General features: G+C 73.0%; 15 protein-coding genes and 3 pseudogenes. 11 read left to right on the top strand and 7 right to left on the bottom strand.

Going from position 1 to position 19,891, the window contains the following annotated elements; translation table 11 throughout:
• Positions 1-54: 54 nt before the first annotated feature.
• Positions 55-756: pseudogene (locus UG55_RS33355) on the bottom strand (MFS transporter); the annotation flags it as partial.
• Between the two features lies 1 nt (position 757).
• Positions 758-1,503: MFS transporter (locus UG55_RS33350; protein ID WP_242423886.1), on the bottom strand; the 746-nt coding region annotated here is incomplete at its 3' end.
• A 239-nt stretch (positions 1,504-1,742) separates the two neighbouring features.
• Between UG55_RS33350 and UG55_RS07660 the strand changes: the two genes are divergently transcribed.
• The 6 genes from UG55_RS07660 (at position 1,743) to UG55_RS07630 (ending at position 9,609) form a co-directional block, all read left to right on the top strand.
• The gene (locus UG55_RS07660) at positions 1,743-2,303 is read left to right on the top strand and encodes a DUF1990 family protein (protein WP_083986546.1); all 561 of its coding nucleotides are present in this window, start codon (positions 1,743-1,745) and stop codon (positions 2,301-2,303) included.
• Between the two features lie 115 nt (positions 2,304-2,418).
• Positions 2,419-3,057 (top strand): TetR/AcrR family transcriptional regulator, encoded by a 639-nt coding sequence (locus UG55_RS07655; RefSeq protein ID WP_128422895.1) that lies wholly within the window; start codon positions 2,419-2,421, stop codon positions 3,055-3,057.
• Positions 3,058-5,430: 2,373 nt separating this feature from the next.
• Positions 5,431-6,252: an ABC transporter ATP-binding protein gene (locus UG55_RS07645; RefSeq protein ID WP_083986544.1), complete on the top strand. Its 822-nt coding sequence runs from the start codon at positions 5,431-5,433 to the stop codon at positions 6,250-6,252.
• Positions 6,252-7,676, top strand: coding sequence for an FtsX-like permease family protein (locus tag UG55_RS07640; RefSeq protein ID WP_083986560.1), 1,425 nt, complete (start codon positions 6,252-6,254; stop codon positions 7,674-7,676). The genes UG55_RS07645 and UG55_RS07640 overlap by 1 nt, the downstream gene beginning before the upstream one ends.
• A complete protein-coding gene (locus UG55_RS07635; RefSeq protein WP_242423884.1) occupies positions 7,673-8,926 on the top strand; it encodes a sensor histidine kinase in 1,254 nt (417 codons plus the stop codon). Before UG55_RS07640 ends, UG55_RS07635 begins: the two co-directional genes overlap by 4 nt.
• Before the next feature lie 20 nt (positions 8,927-8,946).
• The gene (locus UG55_RS07630) at positions 8,947-9,609 is read left to right on the top strand and encodes a response regulator transcription factor (RefSeq protein WP_128422894.1); all 663 of its coding nucleotides are present in this window, start codon (positions 8,947-8,949) and stop codon (positions 9,607-9,609) included.
• Positions 9,610-9,626: 17 nt separating this feature from the next.
• Here UG55_RS07630 and UG55_RS33345 read toward each other — a convergent pair.
• Both UG55_RS33345 and UG55_RS33340 read right to left on the bottom strand, forming a co-directional pair.
• Positions 9,627-10,459 (bottom strand): annotated as a pseudogene (locus UG55_RS33345) (DUF5996 family protein); the annotation flags it as partial.
• Between the two features lies 1 nt (position 10,460).
• Positions 10,461-10,607, bottom strand: a 147-nt coding sequence (locus UG55_RS33340) for a DUF5996 family protein (RefSeq protein WP_396230834.1), incomplete at its 3' end; no start/stop codon positions are given.
• Between the two features lie 1,598 nt (positions 10,608-12,205).
• Between UG55_RS33340 and UG55_RS07615 the strand changes: the two genes are divergently transcribed.
• Together UG55_RS07615 and UG55_RS07610 are read left to right on the top strand one after the other, a co-directional pair.
• Positions 12,206-13,036: an Fpg/Nei family DNA glycosylase gene (locus UG55_RS07615; protein WP_066064868.1), complete on the top strand. Its 831-nt coding sequence runs from the start codon at positions 12,206-12,208 to the stop codon at positions 13,034-13,036.
• A gap of 244 nt (positions 13,037-13,280) precedes the next feature.
• Entirely contained in the window at positions 13,281-14,048 is a 768-nt protein-coding gene (locus UG55_RS07610) for an aquaporin (protein WP_066064865.1), read from the top strand.
• Between the two features lie 163 nt (positions 14,049-14,211).
• Here UG55_RS07610 and UG55_RS33335 read toward each other — a convergent pair.
• The 3 genes and pseudogenes from UG55_RS33335 to lysA form a co-directional block, all read right to left on the bottom strand.
• Positions 14,212-14,631 (bottom strand): annotated as a pseudogene (locus UG55_RS33335) (ABC transporter substrate-binding protein); the annotation flags it as partial.
• A gap of 1 nt (position 14,632) precedes the next feature.
• The coding region (locus tag UG55_RS07605) for an ABC transporter substrate-binding protein (RefSeq protein ID WP_242423882.1) at positions 14,633-15,432 on the bottom strand (800 nt) is incomplete at its 3' end.
• A gap of 1,267 nt (positions 15,433-16,699) precedes the next feature.
• The gene (gene lysA, locus UG55_RS07600; protein WP_066064860.1) at positions 16,700-18,013 is read right to left on the bottom strand and encodes a diaminopimelate decarboxylase; all 1,314 of its coding nucleotides are present in this window, start codon (positions 18,011-18,013) and stop codon (positions 16,700-16,702) included.
• 109 nt (positions 18,014-18,122) lie between these two features.
• Between lysA and UG55_RS07595 the strand changes: the two genes are divergently transcribed.
• The 3 genes from UG55_RS07595 (at position 18,123) to UG55_RS07585 (ending at position 19,881) form a co-directional block, all read left to right on the top strand.
• Positions 18,123-18,881 (top strand): 5'/3'-nucleotidase SurE, encoded by a 759-nt coding sequence (locus tag UG55_RS07595; protein ID WP_083986542.1) that lies wholly within the window; start codon positions 18,123-18,125, stop codon positions 18,879-18,881.
• Between the two features lie 389 nt (positions 18,882-19,270).
• Positions 19,271-19,594 (top strand): hypothetical protein, encoded by a 324-nt coding sequence (locus UG55_RS07590; RefSeq protein ID WP_242423876.1) that lies wholly within the window; start codon positions 19,271-19,273, stop codon positions 19,592-19,594.
• On the top strand, positions 19,591-19,881 hold the full coding sequence (locus UG55_RS07585; RefSeq protein ID WP_066064854.1) for a hypothetical protein: 291 nt from the start codon (positions 19,591-19,593) through the stop codon (positions 19,879-19,881). Before UG55_RS07590 ends, UG55_RS07585 begins: the two co-directional genes overlap by 4 nt.
• Positions 19,882-19,891: the final 10 nt, after the last annotated feature.

The raw sequence follows: 19,891 nt of genomic DNA, 5'->3' as shown, positions 1-19,891 counted from the left end.
GACGTCCTCTCCCGGCCGGCGGCCGCACCCGCACGGGGCCGGCCGCCGGTGCGGTCAGTCGACCAGCTCCGCTCCCGCGACCAGCGCGGTCTCCGGGTGCTCGCGGGCACCCGACTGCTGTAGGACGACAGTCTCGTTCCTGATACGTGGAATGAGCAACGCGACCAGTGCCGCCGCGACGGTGGCCACGGTGAGGAAGAGGAATCCGTGGGTGTAGCCGCTTGCCTTCGGTAGCTGGCCGGTGGTCGCGCCACCCGCCACCAGGACCGCCATCACGGCGGAGCCGATGGAGCCGCCGATGGTCCGGATGTTGGCGTTCATGCCGCTGGCCACGCCGGTCTGCGTGGGCGGCACCGACTCGACGATGATGTTCGCCATCGCGGCGAAGACGAGCCCCATTCCCGCCCCGAAGACCGTCGAGGCGAGCAGGATTTCCCAGGGGCGGTCGTTGGCGTAGGCGTACATGACCAGTGGCGCGACGCTGACCAGTGCCCCGCCGACCACCGTGGCACGTGAGCCGATCGCCGCGGCGATTCGTGCGCTGACCAGGCTGACGAAGAACATCGACAAGGTCATGGGCAGTGCGTACAGCCCCGATTCGGTGACGCTCGCGCCCAGGCCGTAGCCCACGCTGCTCGGCGTCTGCAGGAAGGCGGGCAGGAACGTCATCGTCCCGTAGAGGCCCATCCCGAACAGGAGCGCGACGAGGTTCGTCGTCCACACCGGGCGGCGGCGCATCATCTGCAGGTCGATGAGNGGTTCCCTGGCACGGTCCTCGGCCACCAGCCACAGCACCAGCAGGACGACCGCCGCGCCGAACAGCCCCAGGACCCGGGTGGACGTCCAGCCCCAGTTTCTGCCCTGGCTGACGCCGAGCAGGAGTGTGATGAGCCAGCCGGCCAGCAGGAACCCGCCGAGCCAGCTGACTCCGCCGGGCCTGCGGTTCCGGGACTCCGGGACGAACTTCGCCGCCGCGGCCGCCGCGATCAGGACGAGGATCATCGGCGCCCAGAACAGCCAGTGGTAGCCGAAGGCGTCCTCGATCGGGCCGGCGAGCACCAGGCCGATGCCGCCGCCGACGGCGGTGAGCGCCGCCACGACACCGACCGCGGTGCCGACCTTCTCGGGGGGCAGCTCCTCGCGCAGGATCCCGAAGGACAGCGGCAGGATCGCACCACCGCACCCCTGGACCGCCCGCCCGACGATCATGACACCGATGTTGGTGGCGAGGGCTGACACCAGCGCGCCCAGCCCGAGCAGCAGCAGCGCGAGGACGAAGATCTTCTTCTTGCCGACCATGTCGCCGACGCGGCCGAGAATCGGGGTCGCGACCGAGGCGGCGAGCAGGTAGGCGGTCATCACCCAGGTGACCGTGGTCTGGTCGGTGTGCAGCTCTCGCTGGATTGTCGGCAGGACCGGCCCGACAAGTGACTGCAGCAGCGCGAACGCCGCCGTCCCGGCTATGACGACCCCGAAGGTCAGCCGGTAGGTCCCCGACTTCATCCGTGCTCCTAACGAGTTCTTCGGCGGTGCCGCGCCGTGGGTTCGTCGATCGGTGGTGGCGCTGCCCGACACGGATGACAGTGCGGCGGCCACGGAGAAGTGGAGTCCAGATTCCGGTCTGTGTCAAGCGTGATGTGACCGGTNGCTCACCAGATCGCGCCGCGGTTCTGTGAGCCGGTTGTGCACGTACCCCCGAATCCCGGACGGCCCAGCTCGTCCGTGCCCTGAGGTGATTTCACATGCGGCTGGTCGGAAGTTCCCCCGCGGCGCTGGAACGTGCGCTGAGCCGGTATCGAGACCTCGATCTGACCTACCCCGAGCGCGGCGCGACGGCGGGGCCGCTCCCCGCCGGGTACCACCGGGTGGCCCGTCGGGCCGGGCTGGGGCATGGGCGGGCCGCGTTCGAGCGCGCTGCCGGCGCGCTGCTGACCTGGCAGGCGCAGCGCGGCGCCGGGCTGCGCCTCGCCGCCACCGCCCCCGAGGCGTCCACGGGGGTGACCGTGGTGATGTGTGCCGGTCCGGGGCCGTTCGGGGTCCTGGCGCCGTGCCGCGTCGTCTGGACGCTCCAGGAGCCCGACCGCCGCGGTTTCGCCTACGGGACACTTCCCGACCACCCCGTGCGCGGCGAGGAGTCCTTCGTCGTCGAGCGGGACTCCGATGGCGGCGTCTGGCTCGACATCGTCGCCTTCAGCCGGCCGAACGGGGGCCTGCCGACGCTCGGCGGGCCGGTCGGGCGGCAGGTCCAGCGCGTCCTGACCGACCGGTACCTGGACGCGATGCGCGAGCTTGCCTCCCGATAGCGCGCGGGGACGCCGACTGGCCCCGGGTGTCGGCGCGGTCCTGACCAAGTCAGGGTATTATCTGGGAAAGAAAATTTACCTGGTAAAGATCTCGGCAGGTGTCCTGGGGGTGTCGGTGGGTCCGGAGCCGCTGGGGCTGCGTGAGCGCAAAAAGCGGCGCACCCGCGACGCGCTGTCGGCGGCCGCCATCGAGCTGTTCCTTGAGCGCGGGTTCGACAACGTCTCCGTCGCGGAGATAGCGGCCGCGGCCGAGGTCTCCAAGCCGACCCTCTTCGCCTACTTCGACAGCAAGGAGGACCTCGTCCTCCACCGCATCGCCGACCACCGGGGCGAGGCCGGCCGGGTCGTCCGTGAACGGCCCGGCGGCGAGTCGGCCCTGGTCGCGCTGGAGAACCACCTCCTCGCCGGGCTGGCGCGCCGTGACCCGGTGACCGGCCTGAACGACGACCGCGAGGTCCTCGCCTTCCACGGGATGGTCTTCGCCACCCGGAGCCTGGCCGGCCGGCTGGCCCAGTACGCGGCCCGCGACGAGGAGGAGCTCGCCGCCGCGCTCGCCGAGACGGTGCCCCGCGCGGGCCAGCTCGACGCGGCGCTGGTGGCGGCTCAGGTCGGCGCCGTGCGCAGGGTCCTCGCGCGGGAGAACTGGCGGCAGCTCGCCGCCGGCCGCCCGGCCCAGGAGGTGCTGCCGGCGGCGGTCACCGCCGCTCGGCGGGCCTTCCAGGCGCTGCGCACCGGACACCCCGACTTCGCGTGAGTGGCGGGTGCCCTGAGGGTGTCAGCGGATCGGAACCACAGGCAGGAGGCCTCGTGAAGGCGGCGGGCGACGTGAAGATGGCGGGCGACGTGAAGGCGGCGGGCGACGTGAAGGCGGCGGGCGACCCGGCGGTGGCGGGCGACGAGCAGCTGCGGGCGGAACGCGGCCATCTGGAGCGCTCCCTGCGGGCGCTCGGGAACATGCGCGCGCAGGCCCGCGACACCGACATCGCCGGTGGGGACCCGGTCGGAGACAAGGTGACGATCGCGCATCTGCGGGCCGACCGGGCTCGCCGGCTGGCCGCCTTCGACCGCGACGACGACTCGACACCGCTGTTCTTCGGCCGTCTCGACTTCACGGAGCAGGCGCCGGCCGCGCCGGGGCGGCGGGTCTATCTGGGCCGCCGGCACGTGCGGGAGGAGGCGGGCGACGACCCCCTGGTCGTCGACTGGCGGACCGACGTAGCGCGCCCGTTCTACCGGGCGCACCCGGGGGACCCGATGGGCCTGCGCCTGCGGCGCCGCTTCGGGTTCGCCGACGGTGAGCTGACGGCCTACGAGGACGAGCCGTTCGCCGCCACCGGCCCGTCCGCCACCGGCCCGTCCGCCACCGGCCCGTCCGCCACCGGCCCGTCCGCCACCGGCCGCACCGCCGCCACCGGAGCTGGGGCGGCGGAAAGCGGCTCGACGTTGCTGGAACGCGAGATCTCCCGGCCGCGATCCGGGCCGATGCGCGACATCGTGGCGACCATCCAGCCGGAACAGGACGAGATCGTCCGGGCCGGGCTGGAGCTGAGTATCTGTGTCCAGGGCGCGCCGGGAACGGNAAAGACCGCGGTGGGGCTGCACAGGGCGGCCTATCTGCTGTACACGTACCGTGAGCGGCTGGCGCGCGACGGGGTACTCGTCGTCGGCCCCAACCGCGCCTTTCTGGGCTACATTGCCGCGGTGCTGCCGGCGCTCGGCGAACTCACCGTCCTGCACCGCAGCGTCCTGGACCTGCTGGACGAGACGGTGGTGCGGCGGACCGATCCGACCGACCTCGCCACCCTCAAGGGTGACGAGCGGATGGCGACCGTCATCCGGCGGGCGCTCGACGGCGGGATCGGTGTGCCGACGCGTCCCGTCGCAGTCGTGACGAAGGACGGCCGCTGGACGGTCAGCGCGGAGGAGGTCACGGAGCTGCTCGCCGCGGTGCGCTCGTCGGCGTTGCACTACGGCGCGGGACGGACCCGGCTCGCGCGGCGGATCGCGGCCGCGGCCGGCCGCCAGGCGGAGCGGAGCGGGCGGTATCTCACCGACGGCGGGATCGAGGCCCTGGCCCGCTCCCCGGCGGTCCGTGAGGCGGTCGAGGCCGTCTGGCCGAAGGCGGACGGCGCGAAGCTGTTCCGCCGGCTGCTCACCGACGGGCCCTTCCTCGCCGCCGCGGCCGACGGTGTGCTGACCCGGGACGAGCAGGCGCTGCTGCTCGGGTCCGCCGCGGCCGTGAGGGGTGTCAGGTGGTCGCTCGCCGACGCCTACTGCATCGACGAGGCCCGGAGCCTGATCGAGCGCATCCCCGGCTTCGGCCACGTGATCGTCGACGAGGCGCAGGACCTCTCGGCCATGCAGTGCCGGGCGATCGGCCGCCGGTGCGCGGACGGCTCGCTGACCGTCCTGGGCGACCTGGCGCAGGGAACCACCGCCTGGGCTGCCACCTCCTGGTCGTCCACGCTGAGCCAGCTGGGCCGGCCGACCGCCAAGGTCGAGGTGCTGGCCCGCAGCCATCGGGTGCCCGCGGAGATCCTCGGGTACGCGAACCGTCTGCTGCCGGCCATCGCCGCGGACGTGCCGCCGTCGAGTTCGGTGCGCGGCCTGCCCGGCGCTCTGACGGTGGTGCGGGCCGGCCCGGGCCGTCTCGCCGCGGAGGTCGCCGGGTACGCCCGCCGGGCGCTGGCGGCCGAGGGCTCGACGGCGGTGCTGGTCGCCGACGGCCAGGCGGCGGCGGTCGAGGCAGCGCTGAGCGGGGCCGGCCTGCGTCTCGTCAGGCTCGGTGACGACGCCGCGGTGGACCGTTCCTGCCTGCTGCCCGCCTCCCTGGCCAAGGGCCTGGAGTTCGATCAGGTCGTGCTGGTCGACCCGGCGGCCATCGTCGCCGGGGAACCGCGCCGGAGGAACGGTCTGCGCCGGCTCTACGTCGCGCTCACCCGCGCGGTGACCTCGCTGACGGTCGTGTACGACGGTGAGCTGCCCGAGGAGCTTCGAGGGTGACCGACCGGAGGACGGGTGGTGGGGAGAACCCCACCGCGGAGAGGCCATCTGGGCCCATCGATCAGCGGGTGCGTTCTTCCTAGCGTCGTGGGTGTCGCGTTTCCTCACCCTGCGGAGCTGTCCGATGACCAGCCACCCGACCCCGGCCAGCCCCCCGGCCGGCCATCCGACCAGCCATCCGACCAGCGCTTGGCCGGGCCGTCCGGCGGGCCACGGCCCGGTGCTCGAGGTCCGGGAACTCACCCGCACCTACGGCGCGGGAGCCGGCGGCGTCGCCGCGCTGTCCGGGGTGTGCGCCGCGTTCCACCGCGGTACCTTCACCGCCGTCATGGGCCCGTCCGGCTCGGGTAAGTCCACCTTCCTGACCTGCGCCGCGGGCCTTGAGCCGCCGACGTCGGGCCGGGTGGTGATCGACGGCGCGGACATCACCGACTGGGACGAGGACAGCCGCACCCGGCTGCGTCGCGAGCGGATCGGATTCGTCTTCCAGAGCTTCCACCTGATGCCATACCTCAGCGCCGCGCAGAACGTCGGCCTGCCGCTGCGCCTCGCCGGCCGGCGGCCGAAGCCGGACCGCGTCCGCGGCCTGCTGGAACGGGTCGGCCTCGGCGAGCGGGCCGGTCACCTGCCGGCGGCGATGTCCGGCGGGCAACGTCAGCGGGTCGCGATCGCGCGGGCGCTGGTGACCGACCCGGCGGTGATCCTCGCCGACGAGCCGACCGGCGCGCTCGACACCACGACCGCCTCGTCCGTGCTCGATCTGCTCCGGGCGTGCGTCGACGAGCTGGGGCAGACGGTTGTCATGGTCACCCACGACCCGGTCGCGGCGGCCTACGCCGACCGGGTGCTCTTCCTGGTCGACGGACGGGTCGCCGGCAGCATGAGCCGCCCCACCGCCGCGGCGGTCGCCGGCCAGCTGGCCCGACTCGACGAGTGGGTGGCGTGATGCGCGGCCGGGGCGGCGGGCAGGGCGGAGGCGGCGGGCAGGGCGGAGGCGGCAGGCAGGGCGGAGGCGGCACGGTCTGGCTGGCGCTGCGGTCGCTGCGGCACCGCCGGGCCGCCTTCGCCGCCACGTTCGTCGCGGTGCTGCTCGGCACCGCGCTCGTCGGGTCGTTCGCGATCCTCGTCGAGGCGGCCGCCGGCCCGGTGCCCGCCGACGACGCCGAGGCGCTGCGGGTCATGGGCACCGTGGTGGGTGGCTGGGGCGCGCTGATCGTGCTGTTCTCCGTCGTCTCGACGGTCGGCGTCACCGTCGGCCAGCGCGACGTCGAGATCGGCCTGCTGCGGGTGGTCGGCGCCACGCCGCGCCAGGCCCGCCGGCTGGTCCGCGCCGAGACGCTCGTGGTGTGCCTGGTCGCGTCGTCGGCCGGGGCGGCTGTCGCCTTCGGCGGCGGGCGGGCGCTGCTCGCGGCGCTGGTGGCCACCGGCGTGGTGAGCGAGGCGGTGCGGGACGTGGAGTACGGCGGCGGGTTCGCCGCGCTGGCGGCCACCGGGGTGGGGATGCTGCTCGTCTGCCTCGCCGCGGCGGCGATCGCCGGGCGCCGGGCCACCCGCGGGCCGGCGTCGGTCACGGCCGGGGAGGATCTCGTCGGCCGGCCGCCCGTCCGCTGGTGGCGGGTGCCGCTCGCGGTCGTCCTCATCGGGTACGGGGCGGCGATGGGCGTCGTCACCGTGACGGTCACCGGCCATTCGGACGACCCGTACGACGCCATGTCGACCGCCGGTTCGAACTCGCTCCTGGTCGGGGTCGGCCTGGCCCTGCTGGGCCCAGTGCTGCTGCCGGCCGGGGCGGCGCTCGCCCGCCTGTTCCTGCGCGGCGGTGGCGGCGCGGCCTACCTCGCCACCTACAACGCCTCGCGCCGGGCGCACCTGCTCGGCGGCGTGCTGGGGCCGGTGATCGTGCTGACGTCCGGGGCGGTCGGCACACTGATGCTGGTCGGCACCGACGGGCGCACGCTCGTCGGCCCGGCGCCGGCGGGAACGGAGACGATCAACCTGCTCAACAACGTCGTCACCGGCATGATCAGCCTGTTTGCCGCGATCATGGTGGTCAACTCGTTCGCCGCGGTGGTCGCGCACCGGCGGGCGGAGCTGCGGCGGCTGTGGCTCGTGGGCGGCACCCGCGCGCAGATCGAGCGGTCCGTGGTGGCCGAGGCGGGCCTGGTGGCGGCGGTCGGCGTCGTGCTGGGCCTGGTCGGCTCGCTCGCCACGGTCATCCCGTTCGGGCTGGCCCGAGGCGAGGGTGTCGTCCCGGACGGGCAGCTGTGGCTGCCGCCGTTGATCGTCGGCGGCGTCGTCGCGCTGACGGTGCTGACCGGTCTGGCGACGGTCCGTCGGGCCACCCGGTCCACGTCGATACTGGCGAGGTGACGGTGCCGCCGGAAGTGGCCGGAGGGGGGCTCCTCGCGCCGGTCGGGACGCTGCGCCCCGGCCCGGCCGACAGCGAGGCGCTACGTGAGCGGCTGCGGCTCACCGTGATCTCACTCGGGTGCGCCCTGTCCATGGCGCCGGCGCTCGCGCTGGGCATCCTGTCCGTCCTGTCGATCGGGCTCGGCCCGCTGACCGCCGGCCTGCTGCTGGCGCTGGGGGTGGTGCCGGCGACGGCCGCGCTCACCGCCGCGCACCGCCGGGTCAGCGGCGCCCTGCTCGGCGAGCAGCTCACCGCCACCTACACCGATACCAGCGGCGTCACCACGCTCGCCCGGCCGCTGCACTGGCTGCGTGACCCGGCCCGCTGGCGCGACTTCGCCTTCCTGTGGTTCTCCGCCACCGGCGGGTTCGTGCTGTCGACGATCCCGGTGGCGCTCGTGGCCGCGCCGATCACCCATCTGGTCGGCCTGCTGATCGACCCGAGCTGGGTCTGGTTGCTGCTGCTCGGTATCTCCGGGCCTGGGCTGTACGTCTGGTGGCTGATCACCCCGGCGCTGGTCCGTGCCCGGGCTCGGGCGGAGCGGGGCATCCTCGGTGGTTCGCGGGTGGCGCGGCTGGAGCGGCGGGTCGAGCGGGTGACGGAGTCGCGCAGCGAGGCGCTGGACCACTCGGCCGCCGAGATCCGGCGCATCGAACGCGACCTGCACGACGGCGCGCAGGCGCGGATCGCCGCGGTCGGGATGACCGTCGGCCTCGCCGAGAAGCTGGTCGAAGACGATCCGGCGGCGGCCGTCGAGCTGCTGCGGGAGGCCCGCGCGACAACCGTCTCCGCACTGGAGGACCTGCGGTCGGTCGTCCGCGGGATCCACCCGCCGGTGCTGGCCGACCGGGGGCTCGCCGGAGCGGTCGAGGCGCTGGCCATGACGCTGCCGCTGCCGGTGACGGTGGCGCTGCGGCTTGACGGCCGGCTGCCGGACCCGGTCGAGTCGGCCGCGTACTTCGCGGTGGCCGAAGTGCTCGCGAACACCATCAAGCACGCCGAGGCGACGTTCGCGAACATCGCGGGCAGCCACGACGGTGCGACACTGCGGCTGGTGGTGCGGGACGACGGGCGCGGCGGGGCGGACGCCACCGGTACCGGCCTGACCGGCATCGCCCGCCGGCTGGCCGCGTTCGACGGGACGCTGCGCCTCGACAGCCCGGCCGGCGGCCCGACCACGGTCACGATCGAGATCCCGTGCCCGAGCTGAGCCCGCCGCCGCCGAGCCCGCTGCGGGCGGTGGTCGCGGAGGACCAGGCGCTGCTGCGGGTCGGTCTCGTCCGGATTCTGGAGGCCGGCGGCATCACGGTGGTGGCGGCGGTGGAGGACGCGCCGGCGCTCACCGCCGCACTGGCCCGCGACGACGTCGACATCGCCGTGGTCGATGTGCGGCTGCCGCCGACGCACCGCACCGAAGGGCTGGTGGCGGCGATCGAGGCCCGGCGGGTCCGGCCGCTGCCGGTTCTGGTGCTGAGCCAGTGGGTGGAGCCGCTCTACGCCCGGGACCTGCTCTCCTCCGGGACCGGGGCCCTCGGATACCTGCTGAAGGACAGGATCGCCGCGGTCGACGACTTTCTCGCGGCGGTGCGCCAGGTGGCGGCCGGTGGCACGGTGCTGGACCCAGAGGTGGTCGCCCGGCTCGTCTCCCGGCACGCCCGGCCGCTGGCGAGACTGACCGCCCGCGAACGCGAGGTGCTCACCCTGATGGCCGAAGGACGGTCGAACGCGGCCATCGCGCATCGGCTCGTGATCACGGAGAAGGCCGTCACCAAGCACACCAACAGCATCCTGGCCAAGCTGGATCTGCCGCCCGCGGCGGACGACAACCGCCGGGTGCTCGCCGTCCTCGCCTGGCTGGACGGGACGGCGCAGCGCGCTGGGCCTGGGCCCTGAGCCGCCGCGGCGCCCGGCTACCGGACGGTGGCGGCCCGGTGCGGCTGGTCCGGGGAGGGCAGCAGAACCGGGTCGGTGACCCCCCCGGGGGAGGCGTAGCGGTCGATGTCCCAGCCGGCCAGCACGGCGCCGGCCTGGTAGGCGTCGCCGAGGAAGTCCAGGACGGCGCCGCGCCGCTGGGCGGCCGAACCGTCCTGAAGAGCTGACAGCGGGAGCACGGCGAGGTGGCTGTCACCGCGCTCGACCCACCGTGCTCCCGCCGGGTGCAGGCGCGTCTCGGCGAGACCCGGCGGCTCCGGGCTGGTGTAGGAGTAGAACGCGGGCTCGGGCAGCGAGTCGTCGCCGAACCAGAACCCGGAGCTGATGACCTCGCGGGAGTACGCCTCCCTCGTCACCGGGTCGGTGCTGGCCGACTGGTCGACGGCCCGGTCGCGGAAGCGGGAGTGCGCGACGTCGAAGGTGTGCCAGAAGTGGTGCACCGGGCTGACCTTGCCGGAGAACCCGGCGGCGAACTCCTCCAGCAGCAGGACCACCTGGCTCAGCGTCTGCCAGTACCGCAGCGCCATCCCCGGGTCGTACTCGGCGTGCTGGGTGTCGCTGGCGAAGGGACGTCCGGAGTCGGGCAGGTCGAAGGGGTGCGGGTGCTCGATCCGTGTCGTCACACCGATGTCGCGCAGGGCCTCGGTGAGCTCGGTGTAGAACGACCCGACGGTCCGGCCGGCGAGCGGGAGGGTGATCCGTTCCCCGTCGAGGCTGTGGACGGCCAGCTCGTGCGCGACGAAGTCGAAGTCGATCGTGAAGATCGGGTTGCCGTCGACCTGCCCCATCGGCCGCGAGGTCAGCCCCCGCCNGGTGAGGTGGAACGGCACGTTCCACCAGTGGTTGCGGCGCTGGCTGGCGGCCAGTCGGATCTTCCCGACCACCTGGAGGTACCGGTGCAGGGTCTCCTTGGTGCCGGCCCAGTCCGCCAGCGGGATCGGCGGCAGCATTTCGATCATTACTACTCCACTCCCCGGATCGATTACCCAATGTAACTAGATTGATGTGTTCGGTTAACATGGGCAAATCGAAGTCGGGTCGCACCGCCCTGTTGACAGCGGGGCATCTGTCGGCGGGGCACCTGTCAGCGGGGCGTCGGCGGGGTATCGGTGCCGCGCCGCTACATCGTCGTTCCGACGGCCATCAGGCCGAGCATGCCGAGGGCAATGATGATCACGGCGATGCTGACCGTCGTCGCCACCCGCACCGAGTGCTGCTCGGCGAGGTCGGCGCGCGCCGCCGCCGTCTCGTACTCGCGCGGGCAGCGGGTGGAGTACCGGGTGCCGTGCTGGCCGGTCAGGCTCCGGCCGGGCGGCGGGGTCGCCGGCACCACCACTCCGTTCTGCCCCGTCGAGCCGTGCACCGCGGACGGGCGGACACCGGCGCTGTAGTGGCCCGGCTCGCAGATCGTGTACCAGCGGCGCAGGTCCGGCCGGATCGAGGTCACGAAGGAGCGGGGCAGGTCGGACGAGGCGGCTTCCGCCAGTTCCGCGAGGCCGGGCAGGTCCGGCAGATCGGGCAGGTCGGGCAGGTCGGGCAGGTCTGGGCCGGTGAGGCCCGGTGCGAAGTCCCTGATGCCCGAGGTGCCGTCCGACGGGTGGTTCGGCGTGCGGTCCGCGCCGGGCCGGGGGGTGTTGCGGGACGGCCCNAGGCCACTGTGGCTCGGACTCGCGCCGCCGCGGCGGGCGCCGCCCGGCCTGGGCTCCGCGGCACCCACCGGGCGCGCGCCCGTCCCCTCGCGCCGCCCCGAGCCCAGGTGCCCAGATCGGGCGGCCCGGGCGGCCGGACCGGCGGAGCGGCCGCGGCCGCTGCGGCGCTCGGAGCTGATGACGTCCTCGCCGGGAGCGAGCCGCTCCGGCCCACGGGCCGCCGGCCCGCTTCCGCCGGGACGCCCGCGGCCGGGCCCGCGGCGGAACGCGTCGGGGTCCACGACATCGCGGGGGCGGGGAATGCGCACAGTGCGGTCCATGGGGGTGTCGGACGAGACGGGCCGGGCGCCGCGGGGGCCGGGGTGTGGCTGGAAGGGCATCGGCTCAAAGGGCACCGGCCGGGTGGCGGGGCCGATCGGGAAATCCCCTGTTCCGCTTTCTCCGCCCATTGGTGGCCGCTCCGTTCTGTAGGTGACCTGGGACACGTCGACGGATGGTCCACTCGGTGGCACGCCGGTCGCGGGTCGACCGGTGTGCCGGCCGGATCCCGTCGCCGCCACTGTTCGCCACCCCCATCGGGGGTAGTGAGAACGTAGATGTTCAGGTGTGCTCGGGTAAGGCATGTGCCAGGTGGGCATGTAAGTGCGGGATCCCGGTGTCAGAACAGCGCAACCTTTTTCATTTCACCCGTCTACAAGCGCATCCCGGAGCGCCCATCGCCAAATGATTCACCAGCCCTTTGTGACGGCGCTCACGAATACTTTCGGCGCCCGCGGGTCATCGGGCGGGGCGCTGGCGGGGGCGGCCGGCGGGGACAGCCGGACGAAGGTCGGTGCCCGGGCTGCGTCGGGTTGGGGCGCGAGTCCGGATCGGGGGGTGACAGCCCGGATCGGTATGCTCTGCGGGCCATGCCCGAAGGTCACATCGTGCACAGACTGGCCGACGCCCACCAGCGGATGTTCGGTGGTCGGCCCGTGCGGGTGGCCAGTCCCCAGGGCCGGTTCGCCGACGGCGCGGGCCTGCTCGACGGCCGGGTGCTGGAGCGGGCGGAGGCGTACGGCAAGCACCTGCTGCTGCGGTTCGACGACGAGCGCGTGTTGCACGTCCACCTCGGCATCTACGGCAAGTACGAGCTCGGCGCGGCGCCCGCGCCGGCACCGACGGGTGCCGTCCGGCTCCGGCTGGCCGCCGACACCGGCTACGCGGACCTGCGCGGGCCGAACGCCTGCGAGCTGCTCGAACCGGGCGAGGTCAAGGCCCTGCTCGACCGGCTGGGAGCGGATCCGTTGCGCGCTGACGCCGATCCGGAACGGGGCTGGCGGAAGGTGGCCCGCAGCCGGGTCACGATCGCCCAGCTGCTGATGGACCAGTCGGTGGTGGCCGGGCCCGGCAACATCTACCGGGCCGAGGTGCTGTTCCGCGCGGGGCTCGACCCGCTCACGCCCGGCCGCGACCTGACCAGAGCCCAGTGGGACGGGATCTGGGCGGACCTCGTCCTGCTCATGGCGGACGGGGTGCGCTCGGGGCGGATCGACACCGTGCGCCCGGAGCACCTGCCGGCGGCGATGGGACGTCCGCCGCGGGTCGACGAGCATGGCGGCGAGGTGTACGTGTACCGCCGGCTCGGGCAGGCGTGCCTGGTGTGCGCCGCCGAGGTGCGGGGCTCGCGGCTGGCGGGGCGCAACCTGTTCTGGTGCCCGGGCTGCCAGCCGCCCGGGCTCGTCCCCGCCGAGCGGTAGCGGGCGTAGCGGGCGGCCGTTCACCGCCCGGCCAGGTCGGTGGGCGTCCGCGGACGCCCGGCCGCGCGCGGGTCCGCCGGCATACGTTCGGTTTCTTCCCAGAATGCCCACGGAAAAGTTCTTCCGGAAAATGCCCTCCCGGTGCGGCGATGTTTCGGATCACCCGTCGCGGGTGAAATCCACAACACGGGTACCCGGTCCGCCACATGCACGTTGTCGGTCATCGGATCGGACGGGAAATCTCATGAAACGTTTTATCGCCGAAGGGCTGGGCACCTTCGCGCTGGTGCTGGTCGGCGTGGGGACGGCCGTGTTCGGTGGAACCGGGGTCAGCAACCTGGAGATCGCACTGGCCTTCGGCCTGGCACTGCTGGTTCTCGTGTACACGATCGGCCCGATCTCCGGGTGCCATGTCAATCCGGCGGTGACGGTGGGCCTGTTGGCGGCCGGCCGGATCGCGCCGCGGGACGCCGCCGGCTATGTCGGCGCGCAATGCCTCGGCGGAGTCGCCGCCGCCGCGGTGGTTTGGTTCGTGGCCGCTTCCACGGCGGTCGGGTACTCGCCGTCCGCGCAGGGACTGGGCTCGAACGGCTACGGCACGCACTCGCCGGGTGGGTTCGGCTGGTCCGGCGCGTTCGTCGTCGAGATCCTGGTGACCGCGCTGCTGGTGCTCGCCGTCCTGGTGGCCACGGATCTGTGGGCACCGCTCGGGCTCGCCGGCCTGTCGATCGGTGTCGCCCTGGCCGTCGCCAACCTGGTCGCGCTCCCGGTGGACTCGGCGTCCGTCAATCCCGCCCGCAGCCTCGGGCCGGCGCTCTTCGCCGGTGGCTGGGCGCTGAGCCAGCTCTGGCTGTTCATCGTCGCCCCGCTGATCGGCGCGCTCCTGGCCGCCGCCGCGTACGCCCGCCTGCAACCGCGGCGTCGGGACGTCCCCAGGCTCGCCGGCGCGCTGCCCGAGGAGTCGCTACAGAAGATCGCCCGGGAGACCGCCCGGCTCATCGGCAGGCCCTGAAACTCGGCCATCGTCAGACCCCCGCCGGATGATCCGCCGGGGGTCGACGCGCCTTGCCGGTGCCGCCGGCGTCCCCGTCCCCGGAGGGCCGGAACGGGAACGCCGGTGGAGGTTCGCGGGGGCTGCTGTCCGCTGCCGGCTACTCGCCGGTTCCGTCGGCCGGCTACTCGCCGGTTCCGTCGGCGCAGACCCGCGTCCCGTCCAGCAGGAACACGCTGCCGTCCGGGCTGATCCGGACGAAGGCGTTGCACTGCAGCGGCTGGCTGGCGATGTTGGCGAGGTCCACCGGCTGGACCAGCCCGTCGGCGTTGTAGCCGGTGACCGCGCGCAGGCCCTTGATGAACGCCTCGCGGGTGGGGCAGGGGCCGGCCAGTTCCAGGCCGCGGACGAACAGGTCGGCGTACAGGTAGCCGTACATGGCGAACTGCTGTTCGGGAACGGTGGTCTCCGGGGCGAAGCGCGACATCGCGTTCTGGTACCGCTCGATGGCTTCGCCGCCGGCCTCGAAGGGGAGGAAGTTCACCGACATGGAAACGTTCGCGAGTTCGGTGCCGTGTTCGCGCAGCACGGTGCGGTCGTACCCNGTGAGGGACACCACACTGGCGAGCTCAACGCCGACATTCCGGATGCCCTGCATGATCTCGGCCAGGTCCTGCGGCGAGGTGAGAGCGACCAGGGAATCCACCCCCGCGCTCTCCAGCCGCTGCGCGATCCGGTTGGGGCTGTCGCTTCCCGACGCGTAGCTGACCGCCTCGGGCGCGGTGGAAAGCCCCGCGCCCTCGAACGCGGCCCGGTACTTGGCGGCAATCTGCTGCGTCAACTCCGCGGAACCGGACATCACGATGGCGGCCTTCCGGCCGTTCTTCTTGAGGATGTACCGCGCGGTGATCTCGGGCGAGACGTCGTATATGAAGGAGAACAGGTTGTCGTAGCTTCCCCAGCCGGACTGGACGAGACCGGTGACGGGGATCCGCTTGTCCGCCAGAGTGTCCAGTGACCCGGCCAGTGCGCTGGTCGCGCTGATGAGCCCGAAGACTCCTTCGTGCTCGACCAGTTCGGCGGTGGCGCGGGTGTTCTCCGCGGGCGAGCTCGAGTCGTCCCGCCATCTGTAGATGATGTGCCGGCCGTTCACCCCGCCCTCCTCGTTCACCAGGCCGAGCCTGGCGGTGACGCCGGCCCGGGCGGAGGACAGCGCGCTGCTGCCGGTACCCGAGTCCGAGTAGACGAAGCCGACCTTGACCTGGTCCGCCGTGACCCCGGGGGTGGTGCAGGCAGCGGGCGGGGTATCCCCGGCTCCCCCCGAGGCCGAGCACCCGGTCACGGCGACGACGAGGGCAACAGCCGCCGCCGCGCTGAACCGTCTTGTCAAGACGCCTGAGCCCATCAGTTACCCCACAAAAAATAAACGACGATCGTGATGGGGGTTCTGGGGCGCGGGGGTCAGGCAGGCCACAGCCGATCAGACATGGCTGAACTCGGGTGGATGCCCCCATCAAAAAGGTCATTCTGATGAATTTTTCGGCCGATAGTAGCAGGTCTGGTGACTCATCCGGCGGATCAGCGAGTGGACGCCGGCGGTCGCGCTAATCGCCGGCTGGGAAGCGTCGACGCTGGGTGGTCAACCAGTGTCATTGATCTGCATTCGCCGGAATTATCCCCACTGCTCTGGCGATGATGGAGTGTGTTGCCGTTCCGCCACCGGGGAGGCGGGAGGGCCGGGTCGCCGTCCTGTCCTGCAGCGGCCGGCGTGCCCGGAAAGGGGCGGCCCGCGGCGGGCGTGCGGCGGTCTGTCGCGCTCCCGCGTGCCCGCCCAGCGGTCGCCGCCGCCGCCCGCCGAGTGCCTCCGGCGGGCCCCACCCGGGCCCCACCCGGGCGTCGCGCGGACGTCCGCGGGTGGGCGGAGGAGTCGGACACCCGGCTGGCCGGCCGCCGCGGCCCGGTTGCTCCACCGGGCCGGAGACTGCCGGAAAAGGCTGCCGGACATGGGGTTATGGCCCTGCGTGGTGGTCGGGGAGGCGCCCGCCCGGAGCTATGTCAGCCAGTTTCCGGAAGAAAATGCTCCGGTATTTTCGGAGGGAAATATTCCGCTTCTGTAGGTCGCGCGAGAATCGGGATCAGCGGCCGTTCGCGGGGAGAACCGGCCAGCCGGCCGGAAGGTTCGCCGGTGCCGGCCGGTTGCCGCCCCGGTGGCCGGTTGCTGCCGCGGCCGTCGGCGGCCGACCGCCGGCGGAATGCCGGCGGAATGCCGGGAACCGGCTCCGCGAGGGGAAAGGCTGGCCCCGTTACTACCCGGCCGGGCCCCGCCGTGGGCGGCCGTCGATATTTTTCCGAGGGCGGCCGTGCGGCGTATCTACTTATCCGGCGAGAATGCGTGCGGAATTCACCCGGATATCTTCCCGGCGGTGCACGGCGCCGGTTGGGTGCGGGCGGCCCCGGTGGGGCGGGGCGGCACCCGGCCGACGAATATCGGGCGATCGGCTTTGCTGGCGAGGTGCCGAATTCCACGCCGACGGTGCGCCCGGGGCGGGATGATGCACGGCATGACGCCGGAGACGATTCGCCGGGATTGGCGCGGGCGGTCCGCTGGCTGCACACCCGCGCCGGGGCGGGGGCGGATCCCACCCGACCCCGGCGGGGGAGCTGGCGACAGGTCAGCCGGTCGGCTCGGTGCCGTCGAGCAGTTCGAGCGCGGTCAGGTCGTCGTAGGTCTCCCGGCGCCGGATGAGCTTCGCCCGGTCCGACCGGATCAGCACCTCGGCCGGCCGGAGCTGGCTGTTGTAGTTGCTGGTCATCGTCATCCCGTAGGCGCCGGCGGTGAAGATCGCGATGAGGTCACCCGACACCATGGCCGGCAGGGCCCGGCCCTTCGCCAGGTAGTCGCTCGACTCGCAGACGGGGCCGACGACGTCGTAACTGACGAGGTCGTCCACCGGCCGGCCGTCGCGCGACTGCGGAATCGCGCCGTTCACCGGCGTCACCGGCCACATGAAGTGGTAGCTGTCGTACATCGCGGCCCGGACGATGTGCGTCATGCCCGCGTCGATCACGACGAGCTCCCGCTCGCCGGCCTGCTTGCGGTAGCGGACGGCGGCGAGCAGGATGCCGGCGTTGGCCGCGATGGTCCGGCCCGGCTCGAAGATGACCTGCCCGCCACCGCGGACGAAGCCCTCCAGCCGCGGGCAGATGGCCTCGGCGAAGTCATCCCAGCCCGGAGCGCTGCCCTCGGCGTACTCGGCGGGGAAGCCGCCGCCCAGGTTGATCGTGGTCACCTCGTGCCCGGCGGCCGCGATCTCGGCGATCAGGGCCTGCACCCGCTCGATCGCCATCGCGTAGACCCGCGGGTCGAAGATCGGGCTGCCGATGTGCACGTGGATGCCCTCGGGCCGAAGATGCCCGTCGGCGGCCGCGGCGCTGAACAGCTCGGCGGCGCGCTCGATGTCGACGCCGAACTTGACGCCGCGGATCGCGGTGGTCGTCTGGGCCGGGGTGCGCAGGTCAGGGGCGATGTCGGGGTTGACCCTGATGGCCAGTCGGGGCCGCCGGCCCTCCTCGCGCGCGATCCGGGCGAGGAGCGCGACCTCCTCCTCGGACTCGACGTTGACGCAGCGGATGTCGTGCCGCACCGCCTCGCGCAGCTCGTCGGCGGACTTGCCCACCCCGGCCAGGACGATGCGCTCGGGATCGACCCCCGCGACCAGGGCCCGGTGCAGCTCGCCGCCGCTCACCGTGTCGATGCCGGCGCCCTGCTCACCGAGCAGCCGGAGCAGATGGACGTTGCTCAGCGCCTTGGCGGAGAAGCAGATGAGTGGGTTGATCGACTCGAACGCCTTGGCGAACCGAACATAATGGTCGACGAGAGTAGACGCCGAGTAGACATAGGTAGGCGTACCGAATTTCTCGGCCACCTCGCGCAACGGCGTCTGCTCACACCACAAGGTGCCGTCGCGATAGGAAAATTCGTCCATCTCATCCTCACCGTGATGGCCGGTGCCAGCCTGCCGGAGCTGTGACCGGTCTCGGTGGCAAAGGCTGAGCTAGAGGCTACGGCACGGTTCGTTCGCCGCCGGTCCGCGGATCAGCCGCCCAGCGCGGCGGGGCGGCGCGGGGCAGCGGTATGGGGTCGCAGCACCGGGGATCGACGCGGTCGTCAGTGGCCTGCGGGCGCTTCCCGCCGTGACGGTGACCGTCGTCGCGCCGGCGGCGAACCAGTCGGGTTCCGGCGGTAAGACCACCACGCCGACTCCGGCGCACCGCGACGCCACCACTGCCAGTGGTGTCGCCGCGACCGCCGTAGACGGCTTCCCCGCCGACTCGGTCCTGGTCGCGCTCGACGTCCTCGGGCTGCACCCCGACCTCGTGGTCTCCGGGATCAACCAGGGCCAGAACCTGGGGCCGGTAGTTGATCTCTCCGGCACCGTGGGGGCGGCCCGGGCAGCGGCCGCGCGCGGCATCCCGGCGATCGCGTCGAGCCTGGGCTTCGCGGACAGCTTCGACTACGCCCCCGGCGTCGCTCTGGTCGTCGAATGGGTCGGCCGGCACCGGGCCGAGCTCGCCCGCGACGCGGCCTCGACCGGCCCGCGGGCGAGCCTCGCCAACCTCAACATCCCGAACTGCGCCGCCGGCGGGGAGATCCGTGGGCTACGCGAGCTGCCCACTCAGCGGAGTGTGCCCGACCTGGGTACGGCGCTGTCGAAGCAGGACTGCGCCGCCGGCGCCGAACCGGCCGAGGAGGTCGCGGCCTTCAACGCCGGTTTCGCGACGCTCACCGAGCTCCCGACCACCTCGCCGACCATGGCCCCGCCGGCCTCGGCGACCTTGCCGGCCAGCGGGTGAACAGGCCACATTGCGGGGACGTCTCGCGAGCGATCTTGCGGATGTGCCGGTAACGCGCCCAGACCAGCGTCCGGGCGCCGGTGACTGGGCGTCACCTGGTTTCTCGTTGTAACACAGCCGCTACTTTTCATGCCCGACTGTCAGACTCTCCACTCGGGAACAGCGAAAGCTCTACGTTTTCACTACCCCGGACGGGGGTGAGTGGTGCTGGTGTTGGTGTTCCCGGTGCCCGTCGGCGACCATCTCGCCCCGTCCGGGGGAGGGGGTGGGCAGGGCGTCGCGGGCCATCTGGCGCTGGCCGGCGGCACAACAGTGGAGACAGGGCGGTCAGTGATGAGCGAGCAGGATGTCGCCGGGGGTCCCCGGCCCGGTGTGGCGGCTGTGTCGTCATGCGGTCTGATCGGGGATTCCCGGTCAACGGAAAAGCTACGGTCGGCGTTCGGCGGGCCGGCCGGATCGCGTCGGCGGCGGGCGGGCTCGGCGTGAGCGGCCGGCACAGCGCGCGCCGCCGGGCGGCCCACCGGCCGCGCCCCCGCCAGGTCGAGCACGCCTACCGAGAGTTTCGCGGACACGTCGCCGACCGAGCCTGCCTCGCGGACCGGGTGCAGGTCTCCGACCGCAGGTCGGCACTGCTGGCCACGACCGCGAGCCTGATGACGATCGCGCTCGCCTTCGGGATGCTCGGTCTGATGGCGTTCGGGTCCACGGCATGACCGGGTCCTTCCCGGCGGGCCGTTGCGCCGCCGGTGTGGTGTTCGTCCGCGCCGTCGCCCGGCCGGACGGTGAGCGGCACGCCGAGGCGCCTGATGGCGTGCAGGCCGGCGACCAGGGCGGCGAGCAGGGCGGCGAGCAGGGCGCGGAGATGCCGGTGGAGGTGGAGCGGCGGCGGGTCGTCCGGCGGCCGGCCAGCGCCCGGACCCCGAGGCTGCTGGCCCACAGCTGCCTGGTCCCGTCGCCGAGGTCCGCGCCATTCCGCGGCCGAGGGACGGCCGGGGCCTGACCACCGTCCG

The sequence above is a fragment of the Frankia sp. EI5c genome, from assembly GCF_001636565.1.
Taxonomy (GTDB): domain Bacteria; phylum Actinomycetota; class Actinomycetes; order Frankiales; family Frankiaceae; genus Parafrankia.
Note: the sequence above shows the minus strand (reverse complement) of the source record. Positions and strands in the feature narration are given on the sequence as shown.

Excerpts from the sequence above, each read along its gene's own strand:
- UG55_RS07585 (WP_066064854.1), top strand. The coding sequence starts at position 19,591 with ATGACCGGGTCCTTCCCGGCGGGCCGTTGCGCCGCCGGTGTGGTGTTC.
- UG55_RS07640 (WP_083986560.1), top strand. The coding sequence starts at position 6,252 with ATGCGCGGCCGGGGCGGCGGGCAGGGCGGAGGCGGCGGGCAGGGCGGA.
- UG55_RS07590 (WP_242423876.1), top strand. The coding sequence starts at position 19,271 with ATGCGGTCTGATCGGGGATTCCCGGTCAACGGAAAAGCTACGGTCGGC.
- UG55_RS07615 (WP_066064868.1), top strand. The coding sequence starts at position 12,206 with ATGCCCGAAGGTCACATCGTGCACAGACTGGCCGACGCCCACCAGCGG.
- UG55_RS07645 (WP_083986544.1), top strand. The coding sequence starts at position 5,431 with ATGACCAGCCACCCGACCCCGGCCAGCCCCCCGGCCGGCCATCCGACC.
- lysA (WP_066064860.1), bottom strand. The coding sequence starts at position 18,013 with ATGGACGAATTTTCCTATCGCGACGGCACCTTGTGGTGTGAGCAGACG.
- UG55_RS07660 (WP_083986546.1), top strand. The coding sequence starts at position 1,743 with ATGCGGCTGGTCGGAAGTTCCCCCGCGGCGCTGGAACGTGCGCTGAGC.
- UG55_RS07610 (WP_066064865.1), top strand. The coding sequence starts at position 13,281 with ATGAAACGTTTTATCGCCGAAGGGCTGGGCACCTTCGCGCTGGTGCTG.